The organism is Pedobacter sp. R20-19 (assembly GCF_000708265.2).
Lineage (GTDB): Bacteria > Bacteroidota > Bacteroidia > Sphingobacteriales > Sphingobacteriaceae > Pedobacter.
Map to the genome: position 1 here is coordinate 80,065 of NZ_JCKI01000005.1, position 17,891 is coordinate 97,955.

The following is a 17,891-nucleotide window of genomic DNA, read 5'->3' on the forward strand; positions in this document are numbered from 1 at the left end:
TGTTTATAAGAGAGATTGCTTCGTTTCGATGAAGAATCGAAAACTCGCAATGACGGATTTATAATTTAAAAACATTAAAATGTATTTCAAATCAATATTTTTTGAAGATTATCAATTGGAAGAAAAACGGGTAACCTTAGGTCGCACGATTACAGAAACCGATTTTGTGGTTCATGCTGGTCATACCGGTGATTTCTTTCCGCACCATATGGATGCAGAATGGTGTACTACCCAACCTTTCAAACAGCGGATTGCTCATGGAACGATGATTTTCAGCATCGGCATTGGACTAACCGCATCAGAAATTAATCCTGAAGCGATGTCTAAAGGTTATGATAAATTGCGTTTTGTAAAACCTGTTTTTATAGGCGATACCATTCATTCGGAAATTACAATATCAGAAAAAGGAGAGAGCAAAAGACCAGAATACGGAACTGTAACTGAACATGTAGAAATGATTAACCAGCATGGAGAAGTTGTATTAGTCTGCGACCATCTCCTGGTAGTGAAGAAGAAGGTTCATTAGTCATTTGTCAATAGTTGATTGGTCTGGATGGCTATAGCAGGTGCAGGTTTAATAATTTCATTGGTTGGGAGACTGTAATAATAGTTTTAATAAAATAATTGTTATACTTAACATACAACTAACCAATGGAATAGGACCAATGATTACTAACTAATGACCAATGAACCAATGACTAATGAACGGTATGCAATTGAACTGAACTAATAGCATGTGATCCAATGACTAATGAACGGTACGCAATTGGACCGAACTAATGACCAGTGAACCAATGACTAATGAACGTCTACGCAATTGGACTGGACTAATGAGAAATGAACCACTGACAAATGAACTAATAAAAACCAAATATAATGAACCACAACACACAGCCAGAAATCATAACAGAGGGCGATCCCTCATCCGGAAAAAAGTATTTAATCCCATTTATTCTCGTAGTGAGTTTGTTTTTTCTTTGGGGAATGGCGCACAACCTCGATTCGATTTTAATTCCGCATTTAAAGAAAGCCTGTAATTTAAACAACCAACAATCTACGTTGATTGATACCTCCGTGTTCTTCGCCTACTTCATCATGGCGATTCCAGCTGGAATTATATTAAAGAAATGGGGCTACAAAGCCACAATGATTGCAGGTTTATTGGCCTTCGCTTTTGGCGCATTTCTATTCGTTCCTGCTGCAAATAACCTATCGTATGCTACATTTTTAGTTGCGCTTTTTATTATTGGTTGTGGTTTAACCATGCTCGAAACTTCTGCAAACCCCTATGCTGCAATCCTTGGTGATCCGGCGAAAGCTACAAGCAGGTTAAATTTAGCTGCCTCATTTAATGGATTGGCCGCAATGGTTGCGCCTTTAATTGGTGGCTTATTCATTCTTTCTGGCAAGTCGCATACTAAAGAAGAACTGGCCGCAATGACAGCATCGAGCAGAAACAGTTATTTCCTGGAAGAAGCCGCATCAGTAAAAACGCCTTACATCACCTTGGGCATTATTTTATTGGTTATTGCAGTGATCTTTTACTTTATTCACCTTCCAGAGATTAAAACGAAGAGCGTAGATGGCGAGGCAAAAGGTAGTTTTTTTGGTGCCTTACACCATAAACATTTAAGATGGGCGGTAGTTGCACAGTTTTTCTACGTTGGTGCACAGGTTTGTGTAACGAGCTTTTTTATCAGAATGGCGCAGCAAGGTGGCGGATTTGATGAAAAAACGGCGGCATCCTATCTCGCCATCTATGGATTTTTATTCACCGCCGGACGTTTCGCAGGAACGGCCTTACTTCAGTTTATAGCTTCAAATAAGCTGCTAGCCATTTATGCAGTTATTTCTGTTCTGCTTTGCTTGGTGGCAATTCTGGGGCAGGGTTCTTACGTGGTTTATGCTTTAGGAGCTATCGGTTTCTTCATGTCCATTATGTTTCCAACCATTTTTGCATTAGGAATTGAAGGAATTGGCGATGATACCAAACCTGGTTCCTCCTGGTTAATCATGTCGATTGTTGGCGGGGCTATTTTACCATTTGGCATGGGAACAATGATTGATCATTATGGCGATAATATTCAGATCGGATATAGCATCCCTTTGGTATGTTTCGTCATCGTGCTTTACTTCGCATTAAGAGGATACAAAGTTACTCATAAATAAACAATCATAGCGAGAGCCAGTTCCCATTTTTCGGAGGATAAAATTAATTCTTGCAATGAAAAAAAATCAGAATGAAACCAACGTTTAGTAAAATCTTCTTAATCTTTCTGCTTTGCGCTTTTAGCTTTAAGCTTAATGCGCAACTAAATGAAAATGCAAAACCTTGGGTATTCTGGTATTGGGTAAAGGGTGCGGTTTCTAAAGCGGGCATTACAGCAGATTTAGAAGCAATGAAAACCAACGGAATTGGCGGAGCATATTTGATGAGTATTCAAGGACCTGATCAAACACCGGTTTTCACACCTCCCGCAATTCAGCTTACACCTGAATGGTGGCAAATGGTGGAGTTTGCGATGAATGAAGCCAAGCGCTTAAATCTGAAACTCGGCATGCATGTAAGCGATGGTTTTGCGCTTGCTGGCGGGCCCTGGATTACGCCAGAGCTGTCTATGCAAAAGGTAGTTTGGTCAAGGATAAGTGTCACTAATAAAACATCTAAAATTATTCTACCTCAACCAGAAAGTAAGGAGAGTTATTATCAGGATATCGCCGTTTATGCCTTTCCGTCGCCAACAGGCGAAAGCATCACTACGCGTACCGTAATTCCAAAAATCACGGCAAGCAATGGTGTTGATGCAACTGGTTTGATACAAACAGGAAACAAGAAAAACTTTGGTTCGAGTGAGCCATGTTACGTTCAATACGAATTTGAAAAGCCCTTTACTTGCAGAACAGTAACGATAAAGGTTAGCGGAAATAATTATCAGGCCCAACGTTTAGCCATCGAGGTAAGTAATGATGGAAAAACTTATCGCTCAATTGGACGTTTGGAAGTGCCACGCCACGGCTGGCAAGATACGGATGAAGATGTCACACATTCCATCGAGCCAACAAGTGCCAGATTCTTCAGGTTTATTTATGATAAAAAAGGCTCCGAGCCTGGTGCAGAAGATTTAGACGCAGCAAAGTGGAAACCCTCTTTAAAATTAGTAAATCTGGAACTGTCCTCCGAAGTAAAAATCAATCAATTTGAAGGCAAAAATGGCTCTGTTTGGCGGGTAAGCAAAAGAAGCACCGAACAGCAAATCGCTAAGGAATTATGTGTGCCGCTGAATAAAGTCATTAACCTAACAGATAAATTAAATTCTGACGGAACAGTAAATTGGAAAGCACCAAAAGGAAACTGGACGATTTTAAGGATCGGACATACTTCCACCGGGCATACCAATACAACAGCTGGTGGTGGAATGGGTTTAGAATGTGATAAATTTAATCCTGAAGCGGTAAAATTGCAGTTTGATAGCTGGTACGGCGAAGCATTGAAGCATGGTGGGCCAGAAATTGCTCAGAAAGTATTAAGTGTTTTTCATGTTGATAGCTGGGAATGTGGCAGCCAGAATTGGTCGCCAGTATTTAAGTCCGAGTTTTTAAAACGGAGGGGATATGACCCAACACCGTATTTGCCCATCATGACAGGCTTGCCTTTGGAGAGCGTAAAGGTATCTGAAGATTTTTTATATGATATAAGAAAAACGATCTCCGAATTGGTGGTTGATCAGTTTTACAAAACAGTTGCTAAACTGGCGAAAGCAAAGGGGGTAATCTTCACTGCGGAAAGCATTGCCCCAACAATGATGAGCGACGGTTTGATGCATTACAAAACCGTTGATGTACCAATGGGCGAATTCTGGTTAAATAGCCCAACACATGATAAACCAAATGATATGCTCGATGCCATATCTGGTGCACACATCTACGGTAAAAATATCATTCAGGCAGAGGCTTTTACCACGGTTCGGATGGATTGGAATGAAAGTCCGGGGAATATGAAAACCTTACAGGATCGGAATTATGCACTTGGCATTAATAAACTGGTTTATCATGTTTTTACACATAATCCATGGATTGATCAAAAGCCTGGGATGACATTAGATGGCGTAGGCTTGTATTTTCAGCGTGATCAAACCTGGTGGAAACAAGGGAAGGCTTGGATAGACTATGCAACACGCACCCAAAATCTCTTGCAACGAGGAAAACCAGTAATCGATATTGCCGTTTTCACGGGCGAAGAATTACCTCGTCGTTCGGTGCTGCCTGATCGTTTGGTAGAAACCTTGCCAGGTATTTTTGGACAAGACGTAGTCGAATCTGAACGGAAACGTTTGGCAAATGTTGGTGAGCCATTAATGCAGATTCCAACCGGTGTAACGCACTCGGCAAACATGGCTGATCCGGAAAATTGGGTGAATCCACTTCGGGGATATGCTTATGACAGTTTCAATCCGGATGTGTTGAGCACAGCCATTGTAAAAGATGGTGATGTGGTTTTTGAAAGCGGTGCCACTTATAAGATTTTGGTTTTTACTGGTGCATTAAAGTTAAATCCAAACCATCAATACATTAGCTATGCGACACTGAAAAAACTTGCTGATTTAATTAAATCCGGAGCTAAAGTAATCATAGCAGATAAGCCTTTGTATCAGTCTGGTTTAAAACAGGTTGATCAAACCGTATTTATTAAATTGGTGGAAGAGATTTGGGGTGGATACTTCGAATCATTTAAAAATGGCGGTAAACCTATTTATCTCAAGAAACTGGGTTTAGGGCAGGTATTCAAGGCGCCATTTGAAGGAAATGATTTTACCAGTTTAGGTTTGGAAAAGGATTTAGATATTGTTGAAATCCAATCAGAGCAAAGTTCTACCATATTATCGGCTAAGCAAATAACTTTCGCACATAGAAAGGATATGGCTTCGGATATCTACTTTATATCAAATCAAGCGAACCAGAATCGGGAATTTAATTTTTCCTTTAGAATTAGTGGTAGAATTCCTCAAATCTATAATGCAATAACCAACGATACTTTAGCGCTTAAAAGTTGGTCTATTCAAGATGGCAGAACCAATTTTAATTTAATATTACCATCAAACGGTTCAATATTCGTGATATTTAAAGAAAAGACAAATTCAACTCAATTAAACCAAGGCTCAAATTCAACTGCATTTAAGCATGTTTTGGATATTTCTAAAAATTGGCAGGCTAAATTCGATACGGCTTATGCCGGCCCGTCAAAGCCGATAATTTTTAAAGAATTAACCGATTGGACAAAAAATGCAGATACCTTAGTAAAATACTATTCTGGGACAGCAGTTTACAACAGGAAATTTGTTTTCAAAGGAAATACAAGTGATAAAATTTGGATTGATTTAGGCGAATTTTCCAGTATTGCAGAAGTGAAAATCAATGGTGTAATGTGCGGTACCTTATGGACACCTCCGCATCGCCTTGAAATTAGTAAAGCCATTAAAAAAGGTGAAAATGAAATTATAATAGAAGTGACCAATACCTGGGCTAATCGTTTAATTGGAGATAGTAAATTGCCAGAAAATAAAAGACTTACCAAAACTACAGCGCCGTTTCGTTTGGAAGGTAAACCTTTAAATCCTGCCGGATTATTGGGACCCATAGTGATACAGGTTGAAGAGTAAATCAGAATTTATTATTTCAAATAAATGAAAAAGATAATTGTATTAATACTGGCTTTAGTTCAAACTATGGTCTACGCTCAACAAAAGAAAGTGAGGGATAATTTTACTGTTCCGATCAGGTTAGAAAAGGGCGATTTGAATAAAGATGGCTTACCAGACAAAACCGTAATTACGATGGATACAGTTGATGCATCCGTTCCACTAAGGTTGCAGATATTTTTTTTACAACCCAATAAGAAATTTAAAATGGTTTTCTCTTCAACAAATGTAATTGAACCGCAATATGTAAACGGTATTCATACCAAAAATCAAATCCCTTATTTTTTTATTGAAAACGGATTTTTATTAATGAGTTCTGAAAAAAATGATATTCGGTATGAACACAAATTCATCTATAAAAATGGAATTTTCCAATTAGTTAAAATCTCTAGTGTAGTTTATGATGGAAAAAATTCAACAACAGAAACTGTGTTTGATCTTTTAACAGGAGTGAGAACTGAAATTTTAAAATCATTAGATTCAGAAAAAATTCTAAAGAAAAATGTAAAGAAAATGATGATCAGGCCATTACCCACACTTCAGAATTTAAGATCTTTTGGCGATAAATTAGATTAGTAGCATGAATAAAAAAACATTTCCGAATTAAAACCTAAAGTAATGATAAATAAACTAACCTCATTCTACAGTAGATTTTATCCCTCAGGCTTTACGGTGTGAGGCATGCGCTCCTGATCATTAGGTAAATAGATAATCATCATTGCGATTAACAGGACGTAAAAAGAATAAAAAATGAGACTGTCCTTAGGTTTCTAAGGTGGTTAATTAAACAAAAAAAATGAAATTAAACTTATTCCTATTTTTAAACCTTATCTGCTGCATTATTGCATCGGCAACGGTTAAACCCGCATCTATTTTTACCGACCATATGGTGCTGCAGCAGCAAACGGAAGTGGCTGTTTGGGGTTGGGCAAAACCTTCTTCCACTGTAAGAATAGAAACTTCATGGAATAGAAAAACGTATAAGGTTACAAGCAATCAGGATGGAAAGTGGCGGGTTAAAATACCTACTCCGAAAGCAGGCGGCCCTTATGAGATGGAATTTAATGATGGCGAAGAGTTGGTTTTAAAAGATATTCTGATCGGTGAAGTTTGGTTTTGTGGTGGGCAATCCAACATGGAAATGCCAATGAAAGGTTTTAAGAGTCAACCAGTTATAGGTTCGGCTGAAGCGATTTTGAAATCTACAAACGAAAACATCAGACTTTATACTGTTCCACGTTCATCTATCACAGAAAAACAAGATAATAGCAAAGCTTCTCAGTGGAAATTAGCTGAACCCGAAGCCGTGTCAAATTTCAGCGCGACAGGTTATTTTTTCGGTAAGCTGCTCAGCGAAGTATTAACCGTTCCTATCGGGATCATCAATGATAGTTATGGTGGCTCAACAATCGAAGCCTGGATGTCACCTGAAGACTTAAAACCTTTTCCTGAGATCAAAATCCCTTCAAAAGGAGATTCAATTAAAGAAGTGAGTCGTACGCCAACCACTTTATACAATGGTATGCTTTATCCGGTAATGGGTTATGGCATAAAGGGAGTTATCTGGTACCAGGGCGAATCCAATTTTGAAAGACCAGACCAATACGAAGAATTTTTCCCGGCAATGGTTTCCAGCTGGAGGCAACATTGGGCTATTGGAGAATTTCCTTTCTACTATGCGCAGATTGCACCTTTTAGTTACAATTATTCAACTGTTGGTAAAGGAACAAAAATTAATAATTCTGCTTTCATCAGAGATGCACAACGAAAGTCTTTATCAAAAATCCCTAATACTGGTATGGCAGTGCTACTGGATATTGGCGAAGAAAACTCCATCCACCCGGCCAATAAGAAACAGGGCGGTGAACGGTTAGCCTATTTGGCACTGGCAAAAACCTATGGAATAAAAGGATTTGGCGGCATAAGTCCAGCTTATGAATCGGTTACGATCGATAAGAATGAAGCTATTGTCAAATTTCAGGACGTTCCGAATGGCATTACCTCTTACGGCAAAACGCTTTCGTTATTTGAAGTCGCTGGCGCAGATCAGAAATTTTATCCTGCAAAAGCAGTTATAAAAGGAAGTAGTGTAAGGGTATCAGCTGTAGAAGTAAAAGTTCCGGTGGCTGTTCGCTATGCTTTTAAAGATTTTGTAAATGGTGATTTATTTGGAAACGATGGTTTGCCAGTTTCTTCCTTCCGCACCGATAATTGGGATAATTGATAATGAATGTAACCAGAAAGACATACATGGCCACAAAGGCACATGAAACACCTGGCAATTTTGCTAAGAATCTATATGTTCTTATATGTCCTATATGCTCAAAATTTTTAAATTCATTCTTAGTTTCACTAAGTTGTCTAAGGTGGTTAAATTTAATCCCGTTATGCTTCATGTCTTTTTGCCTTATCCAAAAAACATGTGCGCAAAGTAATGTCATCTGGACTAAACAAAGCAGTAACTCATCAGAATCAATGCCAGTGGGTGGTGGTGATATTGGCCTTAACCTTTGGGTGGAAAAAGGCGAGGTTTACCTGTATTTATCGAGAAGTGGCACCTTTGATGAAAATAATACCTTGCTTAAACTTGGTCGTGTAAAACTAAAGTTAAGTCCAAACCCCTTTAAAGGTAAAACCTTTAAACAGGAACTGATTTTAAACAACGGTTATGCGCAAATTTCAGGTTCAAATGGCAAACTAAACACTCAAATTAAGATTTGGGCGGATGTTTTTAATCCAATTATTCATCTTGATATTAAATCAACAGAAAAGATAGCAACTGAAGTAAGTTATGAAAGCTGGCGTTTTGAAGATCGGATTACAAAAGGGAAAGAGAACAATCAAAACTCCTACAAATGGGCACCACAAGGTGTAGTAAAAACTTTTAAAGATGAAATTGGCTTCAAAGGAAATACGATTCAATTCTATCATCAAAATAAACGGGAATCCGTATTTGATGTTGCCGTAAAACAGCAGGGATTAGAAGATAGAAAAGCAGAATTATTTAATCCCTTAAAAAACTTAATTTTTGGTGGTTCGTTACAGGGCAATAACATGATTCCGGAAGGAAATTATAAGGGAACCTATTTGAAAACGCCATTTCAAGGCTGGACGTTAAAGAGTAAATCGCCAACCAAGTTTGAGCAAATTACCATTCGTTTAAATACCAGTAAAGCGACATCTGTTCAGGCCTGGGAAAAGGAAATTAATTCGATTAAACCTTCAAGTCAAAAGGCGAGTATTAAATGGTGGAACGATTACTGGAAAAAAAGTTTCATTTATATTACTTCGAAAGATGAAACAGCTAATCAATCATCAAAAAATTACCAGCTTTTCAGGTATATGCTGGGCTGCAATACTTTTGGTAAATATCCAACCAAGTTTAACGGTGGATTATTTACTTACGATCCTCAACTTACAGATTCTACATTAAAATATACACCCGATTTCAGAAACTGGGGCGGAGGGACGCACACTGCTCAAAACCAGCGTTTGGTATATTGGCCAATGTTAAAAAGTGGCGATTTTGAACTGATGAAACCACAGTTCGATTTTTACCTTAACCTGCTCAAAAATGCAGAAATTAGAACAGAAGCAGCCTGGGGGCATAAAGGCGCTAGTTTTACCGAACAGTTAGAGAATTTTGGCCTGCCAAATCCTGCAGAATATGGATGGAAACGTCCGGCAGACTATAATAAAGGCATGGAATACAATGCCTGGCTGGAATACGAATGGGATACCGTTTTAGAGTTTTGTATGATGATCCTGGAAACCGAGCGATATGATCATCGAAACATTGATCAATATCTTCCATTAATTGAAAGCTCGCTTACTTTTTTTAAGGAACATTATACCCATTTAGCCAAGCAAAGAGGAGCAAAAGCGCTTGATGAAAACGGTCATTTGGTTTTATATCCTGGCTCTGGCGCAGAAACCTATAAAATGGCATATAATTCTACTTCCACCATTGCGGCTTTAAAAACAGTGTTAGAGCGGTTGATCGAATATCCAGCTTTGACCAAAGATAAATGGAAGGAATGGACTGAAATGCTTGAGACCATTCCTCCGATTAGCTTTAGGCAATTCGACGGACATGTCGCCATATCTCCTGCAAAAGTTTGGGAACGGATTAACAATACCGAAAGTCCGCAGTTATACCCGGTTTATCCCTGGGGGATTTACGGCATCGGCAAACCCGGACTAGATACGGCTATCAATACATTTAAATATGATGCCGATGTGCTTAAATTCAGAAGTTATGTAGGGTGGAAACAAGATAATATTTTCGCAGCCAGGTTAGGTTTAACCGAAGAAGCTGCCAGGCTCACCACCTTAAAACTTAAGGATTCGGGAAGAAGATTTCCGGCATTCTGGGGACCTGGATTCGACTGGACGCCTGATCACAACTGGGGTGGCTCAGGAATGATTGGTTTGCAGGAAATGTTAATGCAGGTAGATGGGAAAAAGATTTATCTATTCCCTGCATGGCCGAAAGATTGGGATGTCCATTTCAAACTTTATGCACCATACCAAACCACAGTTGAAGGAACATTAAAAGATGGGAAATTAATTGATTTGAAAGTATTGCCAGAAGCGAGAAAAGTAGATGTAAAAGTAATGATAGATTAATGGAATGAGAGATTGGTTGAATGATAGAATGGGACATTGATAGAATAGAGATTTGATAGAACGTTCACTCATTCATTAATTCAAAATTCATTCATTTAAAATTCACTCACTAAAAAAAAAAGACATGGATTTAAATTTAAAAGAAAAAGTTATTGTAATTACCGGCGCTGCAAAAGGCATTGGCCGGAGTATTGCAGAGGTATTTGCGAAGGAACATGCAATTGCGGTTATTGTGGGTCGAAAAGCTGAAGACAATGACAAGGTTGTTGCAGCGATTAAAGAAAATGGCGGACAAGCAGCTCAGTTTGTTGCTGAATTATCAAACCCTGAAGATTGTAAAAATGTAATCGCGGCCATCATTGAAAAGTTTGGTCGAATTGATGGATTAGTTAATAATGCTGGTGTGAACGACGGCGTAGGATTAGAAAAAGGTAATTATGAAGATTTCATGGCATCGTTGCACAAAAATGTGGTTCACTACTATTTGATGGCACATCATGCTTTGCCAGAATTAATTAAAAGCAAGGGTGCAATCGTAAACATCACTTCTAAAACTGCCGAAACCGGACAAGGCAACACGTCGGCTTATGCGGCTGCAAATGGTGGAAGAAATGCCTTAACCCGCGAATGGGCAGTTGAATTATTAAAATATGGCATCCGTGTAAATGCAGTGGTTGTAGCAGAATGCTGGACACCAGCGTATGAAACCTGGATCGAAACCTTACCAGATGCTCAAGCGAAACTCGATGAAATAACAGCTAAAATTCCATTAGAAAACCGAATGACTACAGCAGAAGAGATCGCCAACATGACGGCTTTTTTATTATCAGATAAATCAAGCCATACTACCGGACAAATTATTCATGTTGATGGTGGTTATGTACATTTAGACAGGGCTTTGGCAAACGCATAAATAAATTATAGAATTATAGAATGAGAGACTGATAGAATAGATTTACCAATCGCTATTAAACATTCATTCATCCTATCATTCAAAACTCAATCATTCTTTCATTCAAAATTCTCTCATTCAAAACAAATGAAAACCCTTACCTGCACCACACCCGGAACCTTCCAATATTCAGAAACTGAAAAACCTGAACTTAAAAAGGATCACGCCATTATAAAAATTAAACGAATCGGGATCTGCGGAACCGATTTACATGCCTTTGAAGGTACTCAGCCTTTCTTCAATTATCCACGGGTTTTAGGTCACGAGCTTTCCGGAGAATTGGTTGAAGTTGATGGCGCAGAAGGTTTCCAGATAGGAGAGGCCGTAACATTCATTCCTTACTTCAACTGTGGCGAATGCATTGCCTGCAGAATGAGCAAACCCAATTGTTGCGTAAAAATGCAGGTTTGTGGTGTGCATGTAGATGGTGGAATGCGTGAATACTTACAAGTTCCATCGCCTACACTTTTACATGGCGAAGGATTGAGTTATGATGAATTGGCTTTAGTTGAACCATTAGCTATTGGCGCTCATGGCGTCAGAAGGGCGGATGTTCAACCTGGCGAATTTGTTTTAGTCATTGGCGCTGGTCCGATTGGTTTGGGGACAATGGAGTTTGCAAGAATTGCAGGAGGAAAAGTAATTGCGCTGGATATTAATGATGATCGTTTGGCTTTTTGCAAAGATAAACTTGGTGTTATTCATGCCGTTAATGCGAGATCAACAGATGTAACCGAGCAGTTAAGTCAGATCACCAATGGCGATATGCCTACCGTCGTCATCGATGCTACGGGGAATCAAAAAGCAATTAACAATGCCATCAATTACATGGCGCATGGGGCCAGGTTTGTATTGATTGGCTTGCAAAAAGGTGATCTGATTTTTAATCATCCGGAATTCCATAAAAGAGAAGCTACCTTAATGAGCAGTAGAAATGCAAACATGGAAGATTTTGAACATGTGATTAAATCGATGAGAGCAGGTTTAGTGAAACCCACTACTTACATCACGCACCAGGTTACGTTTGATGAGGTAAAGGATGAATTTGAAAGCTGGCTGGATCCAAAAAATGGTGTGATTAAAGCGATGGTCAGGATGGGAAATTAAACTTTAGCCATACTTTTACCGTTGGCGTCATGCTGAATTCATTTCAGCATCTATTAAACACTTCTCTATTGGTTGGTGTCTCACCAACCAAATCATAAAACTTTTGAAGTTCTTCCTGCGCTCAGCCTTTGAAACTTCGCAACTTAAATCAATTCTCTATTGGTTGGTGTCTCACCAACCAAATCATAAAGACTTACGAAGTTTAGGTGGTTTAGTAAGATGGCAAAACTTCGTCAGTCTGAAGATCATTTTGAAAACTTTTGAAGTTCTTTCTGCGCTCAGCCTTTGAAACTTCGCAACTTAAATCAATTCTCTATTGGTTGGTGTCTCACCAACCAAATTATAATCTGCGAATCTGCGGCCACTTTTTAAAAAATAAAAGCCGATAATTTATAAAACTATCGGCTTTCAATTCTAGAACTTATTTTGAATTATTTATACGCAACCTCATTCCAATGCAATTCACTTCTAAATTGATTAATTTTAGTATCAGCACCAATGTTGATGTATTCCAAACCAGCAATATTAGCGAAGTCTGATAAATGTTCTGTTGTTAAATTCTGACTATAAGCCGTATGGTGTGCACCACCAGCATAAATCCATGCCGCACAACCAGTTTTCATATCAGGAAGCGGTTTCCAAAGTACACGTGCAACAGGTAAGTTTGGTAAGTCATGTTTCGCTTCAACAGCAGTTACTTCGTTCACTAACAAACGGAAACGATTGCCCATGTCAATTAAAGATGCATTTAAAGCATTACCACCACCTACATTAAAAACCAAGCGTGCAGGATCAGCTTTGCCACCAATTCCTAATGGATGAACCTCTAAACTTGGCTTGCCTGATGCTAAACTTGCATCCACTTCAAGCATATGCGAACCTAACACCATTGAATTTGATGGATCGAAATGATAAGTATAATCTTCCATAAAAGCATTTCCACCAGGTAAACCAGCACCCATTACTTTACAAGCGCGAACCAAGGCAGCTGTTTTCCAGTCACCTTCGCCGGCGAAACCATAACCATCTGCCATTAAACGTTGTGCAGCAATCCCCGGTAACTGAATCATGCCGTGTAAATCCTCAAAAGTATCAGAGAAGCCTTTGAAACCACCATCTACCAGGAATTTTCTTAAACCCAGTTCGATTTTTGCAGCATCATAAACAGATTGATGTCTGGCACCACCAGCTTTCAAATCATCGGCCATGTGGTAAGTTTCTTTGTATTCTTTTAATAAACCCTGAATCGCATCTTCATCTATCGCATTAATTATAGCCACTAAATCACCTATTCCATAAGTATTTACAGCAAAGCCAAATTTCATTTCCGCCTCCACTTTATCACCATCGGTTACAGCAACATAACGCATATTATCACCAAAACGAGCAAATTTAGCACCTTGCCAATCGTTCCATCCGGCAGCAGCTCTGCACCAGGTATCGATTTGTTTTGCTACTTCTTCATCTTGCCAGTGTCCAACTACTACCTTACGATCTTTGCGCATGCGGGTCACCATGAAACCAAATTCACGGTCACCGTGGGCACTTTGGTTTAAGTTCATGAAATCCATATCAATGGTATTCCAGGGAATATCGCGGTTAAATTGCGTGTGTAAATGAAGCAACGGTTTCTGCAGAACATTTAAACCCCTGATCCACATTTTAGCAGGAGAGAAAGTATGCATCCAGGTAATTACGCCAATACAATTTTCATCAATGTTGGCTTGTTGTAGTGTTTCAAAAATCTCTTCAGTCGTTTTTACAATAGGTTTGTAAACCACCGAAACGGAGATGTTTCCATTTTGGTTTAGCGAATCTGCTACTTCCTGTGCATGATCTGCCACTTGTTTTAAGGTTTCCTCACCGTACAAATGTTGTGTACCTGTGATAAACCAAACTTGTAATTTCTTTAAATCAATCATTATTTACTTTATTTAAATGCTAATATTTTTATTTTCCGTCATTGCGAAATCGATTTTTCATCGGTTGAAGCAATCTCATTTGAAAGATTATTTGATCGAAAGAGATTGCTTCGTCGTTCCTCCTCGCAATGACGATGGGTGGAGACTTTTAACTCCCAACTCCATCATTGCTCTTCAAATAGCATTTACTAAATGAGGTTGCTTCGTCGTTCATCCTCGCAATGATGGGTTGAGACTCCAAACTCATTACTCTCAACTCCCAACTTTCTTATGCACCGAGGACTAATGACTTAAGACTCCAGACTAAAGACTCCCTAAACCTGTCCGTAATAAGCACCTGCGCCATGCTTACGCTTATAATGCTTTTGAATCAGAGAGTTTTTAAGTTTCGGTGCCTGCGGATTAATCTGCTGAGTTAGCAAGGCCATTTGCGCTACAGCTTCTAAAACAGCACTATTATAAACTGCTTTTTCAGCGGTTTTCCCCCAGGTAAAAGGCGCATGGTTACCTACCAGGATCATTTCCACTTCCTTGTAGCTTAATTCCAGACTTTGAAAGTGATTCATAATCTGAAAGCCGGTTTCATACTCGTAGTTACCTTTAATCATATTATCATCCATTGGCGGTGCACAAGGAATATCAACTGTTAAATGATCCGCATGAGTAGTCCCAAAAATCGGAATGGCTTTTTGAGCCTGTGCCCAGGCTGTTCCATAGGTAGAGTGGGTATGCACTACTCCGCCAATATCTTCCCAGTGTTTATATAAAACAGCGTGAGTTTTAGTATCTGAAGATGGGCGCAAACTTCCTTCAACCGTATTTCCATCAAAATCTACGATTACCATTTTATCTGGAGATAAATCCTCATAAGGCACCCCACTAGGTTTAATGGCAAAAACACCTTTGGCGCGATCGGCTGCACTTACGTTTCCGAAAGTAAAAAGGACCAGACCCAGTTTTGGCAACTGCATATTGGCCTGATAAGCCTGTTCTTTTATATCCTGGTAATTGCTCATGATAAATAAGGTTTAGCTTCTTTCTTGTTATATTTTTCCAGGTATCTGCCTAAACCTAAATAGGTTTGGTAATGTTGGCGATACAGTTTTTGTTTTTTAATATTTGGAGTGTATTCTTTTTCGAAACCAGTTCCCATAGCTGCCATCGCTGCCTCAACATCTGGATAAATACCAGCAGCAACTGCTGCAAACATGGCTGCACCTAAAGCACAGGTATGCTCAAAGCGGTGAATTCTGATGGGCATTTCCAACACATCAGCCATCATTTGCATAATGTATGAAGATTTTTTTGCTACACCACCAATACCGATAATTCCCTTTACCGGAACACCTTGTTCTTTAAAACGATCTACAATAGCTTTAGCACCAAAGCAGGTTGCGGCAGCTAGTGCACGGAAAAATCTTGGGGCATCTGTACCTAAACCTAAACCAGTAATGGCACCCTTAAGTTCCTGATTGGCATCTGGCGTTCTTCTACCATTTAACCAGTCAATGGCTAATTCAGCATAATCATCATCATCAAGTGCTTCAGCTTGTTTGCTTAAATTGGCAATGATTTTTCCTTCCAATTCATCTTTTAAAGCAATTGCCGTAGCTTCGTCTATTAAATCTGATTCAGTCAATAAGTGGTTTAAAGGCCAGCTGATTAAGTTTTTAAACCAGGCATAAACATCGCCAAAGGCAGATTGACCGGCTTCTAAACCAGCCATACCTGGAATGACAGAACCATTCACTTGTCCGCAAATACCACCGATTAATTTACCGTCTAAATCCTGATTAGGAGCAACCAATATATCACAGGTACTGGTTCCCATTACTTTACTTAAATAATAAGGCTCAATCTGACCGCCAACGGCGCCCATGTGCGCATCAAAAGCACCAACACCAATCACTACATCAGCATTTAAACCTAACTTATTCGCCCATTCCTCACTTAATGTTCCTGCAGAAACATCTGAAGTATAAGTATCTGTAAATAATTTATCTCTTAATCCGGCTAAAAGCGGATCAAGGTTGCTAAAGAAATCTTCAGGTGGTAAGCCATTAAATTCTTCGGCCCACAATGCTTTATGTCCGGCCGCACAACGACTGCGTTTCATGGTGGTTACATCTGTTCCACCACTTAATAGGAATGGAATCCAATCGCAATGTTCAACCCATGATGCAGCACCTTTTACTATAGACGAATCAACCCTTAAAGTGCGCAATAATTTTGCCCAAAACCATTCAGAAGAATAGATCCCACCTACGTATTTAAGGTAGTTCACAGGGAATTTTGTGGCATGCTCATTAATTTCAGCAGCTTCTTTTACGGCAGTATGGTCTTTCCAAAGCACAAACATGGCATTTGGATTTTCCTCATAACCTGGGGTAAGTGCTAGGGGAGTGCCTGTGGCATCAACAGCAACCGGGCTGGAGCCTGTGGTATCAATAGAGATTCCTTTAACCAACTGAGCAATTTCTGCACCACCAGCTTTTTCAATACAAGCTTTAATGGTGTGTGATAAACCCTCAATATAATCTAATGGATGCTGTCTGAATTGATTGGCTGATGGTTTACAATATAAACCTTTTTGCCATCGGGGATAAAGAAAAACAGAGGCTGAAATTTCTTTTCCGTTTGAGGTATCGACCAGAACCGAACGTACAGAGTCCGTCCCGTAATCTACACCAATTACATAGTTTGCTGCGCTCATAACAATAAATAATCGTCTAATTAACGTTTATTTATTCGGATTATAAAATTTTATGAAAATTTGTTAAAAGAAATTTTCGATAGGCGAGTAATTTAAATTAAGCAGAATTCATTTCCATCTATCTGATGGTGTCTCACCAACCGAAAAGCTTATGCCTATAAATTGATGGTTTAGCAGATTGAGAATCTTTTCTCCAATAAGTTACTAACTCTGCGGGTAGAATAATCATCAGAATTAGTAACCTTCAATCTTATCTATTACTTCAATGGTATGAACAGATTAAGGGAATAAACTTAGACTGGTTGGTGGAAGTAATTACCCAATCTTCGCCTTATCTGTGATTTTTTCTCTTTGGCCTCTGTGGTTAAAAGTCACCAACCAATGGTTCAAAAGAAAAGCCCTACATTTCTGTAAGGCTTCCTGTAAAAAATAATTATTTATACTTTTTTTGGAGGCAAATCAAAAGCTATTGCATCGTGTTCGAAATGGCCTTTATGTGCACCATCGCAAAAAGGTTTGTTTTGAGAAAGACCGCAACGGCAAATGGATAAAACTTCTCTGCCTTGTAAACCATAGGCATTTCCATTTTTATCAACAATTTCGAAGTCGCCTTCAATTTTAACTGATCCATTGTTATTAATTGTAAGTTTTGTTTTAGACATGATGTTTTGTTTGTGTAAGGCAAAACTAAAATAATTTTAATGATTTGGCTGGAGATACTGTAGTTTAGAAACATTCCGTTTTAATACCTGAAGGTATCAAAAGTTACATATATTAACTCCAAAAAATGCGGGATTCCTGAATATATTGAGCGTGTATAATTAAAGCTATTGTATATAGTCAGGAAGCTCATTTAAGCTAAAAATATTAAT

Annotated in this window: 12 protein-coding genes; 8 read left to right on the plus strand and 4 right to left on the minus strand. The window is 38.9% G+C overall.

Annotation, left to right across the window (positions count from 1 at the left end; genetic code table 11):
- Positions 1-79: 79 nt before the first annotated feature.
- The 8 genes from AN34_RS12295 to AN34_RS12330 all read left to right on the plus strand — a co-directional run bounded on the left by AN34_RS12295 (position 80) and on the right by AN34_RS12330 (position 12,384).
- A complete protein-coding gene (locus AN34_RS12295; protein WP_029285820.1) occupies positions 80-526 on the plus strand; it encodes a MaoC/PaaZ C-terminal domain-containing protein in 447 nt (148 codons plus the stop codon).
- A gap of 350 nt (positions 527-876) precedes the next feature.
- The gene (gene fucP / locus AN34_RS12300; protein ID WP_029285822.1) at positions 877-2,169 is read left to right on the plus strand and encodes an L-fucose:H+ symporter permease; all 1,293 of its coding nucleotides are present in this window, start codon (positions 877-879) and stop codon (positions 2,167-2,169) included.
- Positions 2,170-2,240: 71 nt separating this feature from the next.
- Complete coding sequence (locus AN34_RS12305) at positions 2,241-5,657, plus strand: glycosyl hydrolase (RefSeq protein ID WP_029285824.1); 3,417 nt, start codon at positions 2,241-2,243, stop codon at positions 5,655-5,657.
- Between the two features lie 24 nt (positions 5,658-5,681).
- The gene (locus tag AN34_RS12310) at positions 5,682-6,272 is read left to right on the plus strand and encodes a hypothetical protein (protein ID WP_029285827.1); all 591 of its coding nucleotides are present in this window, start codon (positions 5,682-5,684) and stop codon (positions 6,270-6,272) included.
- A gap of 220 nt (positions 6,273-6,492) precedes the next feature.
- A complete protein-coding gene (locus AN34_RS12315; RefSeq protein ID WP_029285829.1) occupies positions 6,493-7,920 on the plus strand; it encodes a sialate O-acetylesterase in 1,428 nt (475 codons plus the stop codon).
- Positions 7,921-8,090: 170 nt separating this feature from the next.
- Entirely contained in the window at positions 8,091-10,325 is a 2,235-nt protein-coding gene (locus AN34_RS12320; RefSeq protein WP_231625546.1) for a DUF5703 domain-containing protein, read from the plus strand.
- Between the two features lie 124 nt (positions 10,326-10,449).
- Complete coding sequence (locus AN34_RS12325) at positions 10,450-11,238, plus strand: SDR family oxidoreductase (protein WP_029285834.1); 789 nt, start codon at positions 10,450-10,452, stop codon at positions 11,236-11,238.
- Positions 11,239-11,364: 126 nt separating this feature from the next.
- On the plus strand, positions 11,365-12,384 hold the full coding sequence (locus tag AN34_RS12330) for a zinc-binding alcohol dehydrogenase family protein (RefSeq protein WP_029285836.1): 1,020 nt from the start codon (positions 11,365-11,367) through the stop codon (positions 12,382-12,384).
- 431 nt (positions 12,385-12,815) lie between these two features.
- Here AN34_RS12330 and araA read toward each other — a convergent pair whose 3' ends face one another.
- From araA to AN34_RS12350, 4 genes are all read right to left on the minus strand, one after another.
- On the minus strand, positions 12,816-14,306 hold the full coding sequence (araA, locus tag AN34_RS12335) for an L-arabinose isomerase (RefSeq protein WP_029285838.1): 1,491 nt from the start codon (positions 14,304-14,306) through the stop codon (positions 12,816-12,818).
- Positions 14,307-14,620: 314 nt separating this feature from the next.
- Positions 14,621-15,322 (minus strand): L-ribulose-5-phosphate 4-epimerase, encoded by a 702-nt coding sequence (locus AN34_RS12340; RefSeq protein ID WP_029285840.1) that lies wholly within the window; start codon positions 15,320-15,322, stop codon positions 14,621-14,623.
- Positions 15,319-17,019 carry a ribulokinase gene (locus AN34_RS12345; RefSeq protein WP_029285842.1) on the minus strand — a complete coding sequence of 567 codons (1,701 nt, stop codon included), beginning with the start codon at positions 17,017-17,019 and terminating at the stop codon, positions 15,319-15,321. The genes AN34_RS12340 and AN34_RS12345 overlap by 4 nt, the downstream gene beginning before the upstream one ends.
- A gap of 437 nt (positions 17,020-17,456) precedes the next feature.
- Positions 17,457-17,681, minus strand: coding sequence for a CDGSH iron-sulfur domain-containing protein (locus AN34_RS12350; RefSeq protein WP_029285844.1), 225 nt, complete (start codon positions 17,679-17,681; stop codon positions 17,457-17,459).
- Positions 17,682-17,891 lie beyond the last annotated feature (210 nt).